6 protein-coding genes are annotated in these 5,454 nt (G+C 64.9%); 3 read left to right on the forward strand and 3 right to left on the reverse strand.

Going from position 1 to position 5,454, the window contains the following annotated elements:
• A partial coding sequence (locus tag A5906_RS43850) for an ATP-binding protein (protein ID WP_430642348.1) occupies window positions 1–1,671 on the forward strand: 1,671 nt, incomplete at its 5' end.
• Window positions 1,672–1,674: 3 nt separating this feature from the next.
• Here A5906_RS43850 and A5906_RS05165 read toward each other — a convergent pair.
• Window positions 1,675–2,898, reverse strand: a complete 1,224-nt coding sequence (locus tag A5906_RS05165) for a polyhydroxyalkanoate depolymerase (protein ID WP_136614983.1) — start codon at window positions 2,896–2,898, stop codon at window positions 1,675–1,677.
• A gap of 183 nt (window positions 2,899–3,081) precedes the next feature.
• Between A5906_RS05165 and A5906_RS05170 the strand changes: the two genes are divergently transcribed.
• On the forward strand, window positions 3,082–3,738 hold the full coding sequence (locus A5906_RS05170; RefSeq protein WP_080134198.1) for a glutathione S-transferase family protein: 657 nt from the start codon (window positions 3,082–3,084) through the stop codon (window positions 3,736–3,738).
• A 280-nt stretch (window positions 3,739–4,018) separates the two neighbouring features.
• On the opposite strand, the gene A5906_RS05175 is transcribed toward A5906_RS05170, so the two are convergent.
• Entirely contained in the window at window positions 4,019–4,243 is a 225-nt protein-coding gene (locus A5906_RS05175; RefSeq protein WP_080134199.1) for a hypothetical protein, read from the reverse strand.
• Between the two features lie 182 nt (window positions 4,244–4,425).
• Between A5906_RS05175 and A5906_RS05180 the strand changes: the two genes are divergently transcribed.
• Entirely contained in the window at window positions 4,426–4,782 is a 357-nt protein-coding gene (locus tag A5906_RS05180; RefSeq protein WP_080134200.1) for a hypothetical protein, read from the forward strand.
• 9 nt (window positions 4,783–4,791) lie between these two features.
• On the opposite strand, the gene A5906_RS43855 is transcribed toward A5906_RS05180, so the two are convergent.
• On the reverse strand, window positions 4,792–5,454 hold a 663-nt coding region (locus A5906_RS43855; RefSeq protein WP_283807662.1), incomplete at its 5' end, for an enolase C-terminal domain-like protein.

The following is a 5,454-nucleotide window of genomic DNA, read 5'->3' on the forward strand; positions in this document are numbered from 1 at the left end:
CCGGTCAAGGAGGTGGCGCAGATAGGCGCCGCCATCGGCCGCGACTTCTCATACGCGCTGCTGAAATACGTGGCGGGCCGCGATGATCTGACGCTGAGCGCTGCGCTGGGACAACTTGAAGAAGCCGAACTGCTGCTTCGCCGCGGGGCTCCGCCCGAAGCAAGCTATAGTTTCAAGCATGCCCTTGTTCAGGAAGCAGCCTACGAGAGCCTGCTCAAGAGCAAACGGCAGCTGCTTCACACGCGAATTGGCGAGGTCCTGCGCGAGAAATTCCCGGTCGTCGCCGAGACCGAGCCGGAGGTTCTCGCGCACCACTTCACTGAAGCGGGGCTGGGCGAGGTCGCGCTCGAATGGTGGCGCAAGGCAGGCCAGCAGGCGCTGAAACGCTCTGCCTATTCCGAGGCGATCGCGCATCTCGGCAAGGCCATTGCGACCGTCGACGAGTTGCCTGACGATCCCCGCCGGATGATCAGCCGGCTGCATCTTCAAATCTCATATGGCCGTGCCTTGCGGGGGAGCCTCGGGCACAGCGCTCCCGAAACGGTCGCGGCGTGGACGCGTGCGCGCCAGTTCGCAGCCGACATCGATGATCCCGTTGAACTTGCGCCGATCCATTCCGGGCTCTTCAATGCCTGCCTGACACACGGCGAACTCGCTCCGATGCGGGAGCTGGCGGATGCCATCAGGAGCGCGGCTGATCGACGGCCGGACTCGCCGGTGGCCGCCGTCGTCGCTCATTGGACGGGCGGCGTCACCTGCTGGTTCGCCGGCGATTACTTGAGCGCGCGAACGCATCTCGAGCAGGCGCTGGCGATCTATGGTGCCGAACCGGACCCTGCGACATTCAGGGCGTCGGCGCTGGATCTGCCGTTCGTGATCATGAGATTCCTTGCGCTGGTGCTCTGGCCGCTCGGCGTCATCGCTCGCGCGCGCAAGCTCGCTGCCGAAGCGGTGGGCGCTTCGCGAGAAGAGCGGGCGCTGTCCCGGGCCAACGCGCTGGTTCATCGCGCCGTGTTCGACGGGGTCTGCGGGGGCATGTTGCAGCAAACAGAGACGATCCTGGCGCTCGGTCTCGCGCGCGACCACACGATGCCGTTGTACGTCGCCGCGGGCACCTATCTGAACGGTCTCGCCAAATGGCGTGCCGGCGACCGAATGGCGGGACTTGCGGACATGCGTCACGGCTGGGCCTTGCTGCACGAGAACGATTGCTACCTCTGCGAACCGTTTTGGGGGATGCATGTCGCCGTGGCGAATGCAGAGGTCGGCCAGGTCGAAACCGGGCTGGACATCCTGAACGAACTGATCGCCCGGACCGGACAGTCCGGCCAGCATTGGCTCGATGCCGAGCTGCATCGCGTCCGCGCCAAGCTTTTGTCCCGCCATGGTTCGTCGGACGAATCCGGCGCCGAAGACGACCTCAAGCAAGCGCTGGCAATCGCGCGACACCAGCAGACGAAGACCTTCGAGCTGCGCAGCGCTCTTGGACTTGCCCGCCTGTACAGGACGAATGGCCGGCCAAGTGCGATATCCGAACTGCTCGCCCCCGTGCTCGCCGGATTCGAGGCCGAGCGAGATCTTCCTGAACTCGTGGAAGCGAAAGAGTTGCTCACGCAAGCGCATGAGGCTCGTGCCGCTTCTCCTGGCCGGCCGTCCCGGCGGCAGGGATGACGGTTACGAGTTCACGTGCACGAAATCCCGCAGCAGCGGGTAGATCTCGTTGTTCCAGCGTTTTCCCGAGAACACGCCGTAATGGCCGACGCCGGCCTGCATGTGGTGGACGCGGCGAAAGGCGCGCACGCCGGTGCAGAGGTCTTGCGCCGCGAGCGTCTGTCCGATCGAGCAGATGTCGTCCTTCTCGCCCTCGACCGTCATCAGCCCCATGCGGCTGACCGCCCTGGTGTTCACGGGACGGCCGCGGTGCATCAGCTTGCCCTGCGGCAACAGGTGCTCCTGGAACACGTCGCGCACGGTCTCGATGTAGAACTCCGCGGGCAGGTCCATCACGGCGAAATATTCGTCGTAGAAGGTTTTGATCGTCGCCGCCTTCTCCTTCTCGCCCTTGGCGATGTGGTTGGCGAGGTCGAGATGCTGCTTGATGTGACGCTCGAGATTCATCGAGACGAAGGCAGTGAGCTGCACGAAGCCGGGATAGACCTTGCGCAGCGCACCGCGGCACTGCATCGGCACGTAGTTGATCAAATTGCGCTCGAACCAGGTGATCGGCTTGCTCTTGGCGAAGTCGTTGACCTTGGTCGGCTGGATCCGGGTGTCGATGGGACCTGCCATCAGCGTCAGCGTCGCCGGGCGCGAGGGATGATTGTCCTCGCACATGATCGCCGCGGCCGCGAGCGCCGAGACCGAGGGCTGGCAGATCGCCACCATGTGCGGGCGCGGGCCGAGCTGTCCCAGGAAGTCGATGAGATGCTCGGTGTAGTCGTCGAGCCCGAAGCGGCCCTCGCTGCGCGGAATGTCGCGTGGATTGTGCCAGTCGGTGATGTAGACGTCGTGGTCCTGCAGCAGCGTCTTCACGGTGCCGCGCAAGAGCGTGGCGAAATGGCCGGACATCGGCGCCACCAGCAGCATGCGCGGCTGCTCGGGGCCGTCGTCTTTCCTGAAATGCAGCAGCGAGCCGAACGGCGTCGCGTAGGCGATCTCCTCGCGGACGCCGACCTCGCGGTTTCCGACCATCACGCTGTCGATGCTGTAGGCCGGGCGGTCATAGGTGAGGGTGGAGCGCGAGATCAGCTCCAGCGCCGCCGAGAGCCGGCCGACCACCTGATCCGACATGCCCTGGGGCACCAGATTGAGGAATTTCAGCGCGGACGAGGCTCCCGCCCGCCACGGCGCCGTCAGATCCATATGGTTCTGAAAGGCTTGATAGTACATCGACATCATACTGAAACGCCCACCCTGTTCCCTGCCGTCATGCAATATCGAAGCCAGACGGGAGCAGGGCCGCCCGCAAAATTGGCACATCGCTTGCTCCTGGAGCGGGGTGATGACTTGAGGGAAGCTCAGCGAATGAGCACGTCCGGGGCCGGGCGGGGTGCGGGTGACAGGCGTGAGGGAAGGGGCCATATGGCGAAAGCGACACTGACCATCAGCAGCAAGAACTACTCGTCCTGGTCGCTGCGTGGCTGGCTGCTGACGAAATTTTCCGGACTCGATTTCGAGGAAGTCGTGACCGCGCCGGACGACGCGTCGGCGCGCGCGGAGATCCTGCTGCTGTCGTCCTCGATCCTGGTGCCGTGCCTGCGGCACGAGGGCGCCGTGGTCTGGGATACGCTGGCGATCGCCGAATATCTCAACGAGGTGATGCCGTCAGCCGGGCTGCTGCCCGATGACCGCATCCAGCGCGCGCATTGCCGTTCGATTTGCGGCGAAATCCATTCCGGCTTCACCACGCTGCGCGCTTCGCTGCCGGTCAATCTCAAGGGACACTTCCCCGGCTTCAAGATCTGGTCGCGCGCGCAGGCCGACATCGACCGCGTCTGGTCCATCTGGCGCGACTGCCTGGAGACGTCGGGCGGCCCGTTCCTGTTCGGCGAACGGCGCACCATGGCGGATGCGATGTACGCCCCCGTGGTGACGCGCTTCATGACCTACGACGTCAAGCTCGAGCCGCGCCTGAAGGCCTATGCCGATACCATCATGGCCATGCCCGAGATGAAGGAATGGATCGCGGCGGCGAGGGAAGAGCCGGCCGAGATCGAGGAGCTCGAGGTCGAATATTAGGCAGGGGTGGCGTCGCCTTGCCTGTTTTGGGAGCGAGGCGGCTTGCCGCCGCTCCTGTCAGCCATGTCATTCAAGCCGTTAACTTTTGGCGCTGGTCGGGGGACGCGGCGGGCTCATGTGCTGCGCAGATATTGTAGGGACCCCGCGGCCGGTTTCGACATCTAGCCGTGAACAACCGCGTACACGGCTGCTCCGCTGATTCGGACGTGATTCGTTCGGGCCGCGTTCCGTTGGTTAAGGCGGAGCGCGGCCCCGTCGCATTTTGGAACAGGAGCCGCCGTCAGGCGACGCCCGGCTGCTTCACCCGGGGCAGGCGCCAGCCGATGACGGTCGCCTCGACCGCGATGCCGGCCTCGTGGTTCTGCCAGCGTCCTCCGACGTAGCGGCAGGCGAACGGCAGCTGATACGTTCCGCTGTGATCCTCGCACAGCACTTCGACAGGCAGGCCGGGTGGCGGCTCCCCGGCGCCATCGAACTCCGCCAGACGTCTATCACGCGTTGCCATTGTAAAAATCTCCCCTAAACAAAGCCGCGAAAGAGCGCCCACTTCCTTCGCGCGCGGTTCACTGCTCCCCGTCCCAGGGAACAAGCCAAGCTCAACGCGAGAATGCGGTACGAGTGTGGTAGCCTCCAGCCGCTGCGCGCAATCGGCGCACATTGCTGTGATCATTTGGCGAGGAACCCCGCATGCCGCTTCGACGCGCCGGCGTTTGTTTCGTGATGTTGCTGCTCGCCACGCTGGCGAACGCGCCGGTCCGCGCGCAGGACGTGCCGGGCATCGAGATCTGCACCGTGGAGAAGACCTGGGAGCGCCGCACCAGCTGTCTCCAGAGCAATGTCGACTTCCTGCAGAAGACGATCACCAAGCTCAACCTCGACCACCAGCAGAAGCTGGATGCGGCGGGTCGCCAGATCGACGCGCTGAAGACAAGCCTGGCCGGCCTGCAGAAGACGATCAGTGATCTCCAGGCCGCACAGGCCAAGACGGCCGAGGATCTGAAGAAGAAGCAGGACGCGACGCCGCCGAAGGATGCGGCGAAATGAGCGTGGCGGTCACGCCACGCAATAGCGCTGCATCACGCTGCGATCGGGCTCATAGCCGAGCCCGGGCCCCGAGGGCACTGCGACATGGCCGGTGGCATCGACATCGGCACGGCCGCCCCACAGGCAGGCTTCGCGCTTGAGATAGAACATCTCGACCAGCCCGTCGTCGCGCGTCGCGAGCAGGTGCAGCGTCGCCAACAGTCCCGGACCGAAATACGGGGAATGCGGGACGATCTTGACGCCGAGCCGATCCGCCAGCGCCGCGACCTTCAGGAATTCCGTGATGCCGCCGACCTTGATCACCGACGGCTGGGCGTGGCTAACCGCGCCCGCATCCATCATCTGCCGGAATTGATATTCGGTGCAGGCATTCTCGCCGGCGGCGATGCCGAGCTCGCCCTTGCGACGCACTTCGGCCAGCGTCGCAAAATCCTCGGGCGGCCAGACCGGCTCCTCCAGGAACATCGGCCGCGCGTCGCGACATGCTTTCGCAAATGCGATCGCCTGTTCGCCCGACAGCGGGCAGTTCATGTCGACCATCAGCGGAATATTGGGGCCGATCGCCTCGCGCGCGGCAAACACCGCAAGCGTCGTGGTCTCGTGCAGCTTGATCGCGCCATAGCCGAGCGCGAGCGCCTTCCGGCATTCGCCGGCGATGTTGTCGGGCGAGCC

The organism is Bradyrhizobium sacchari (assembly GCF_002068095.1).
GTDB classification, from domain to species: Bacteria; Pseudomonadota; Alphaproteobacteria; order Rhizobiales; family Xanthobacteraceae; genus Bradyrhizobium; species Bradyrhizobium sacchari.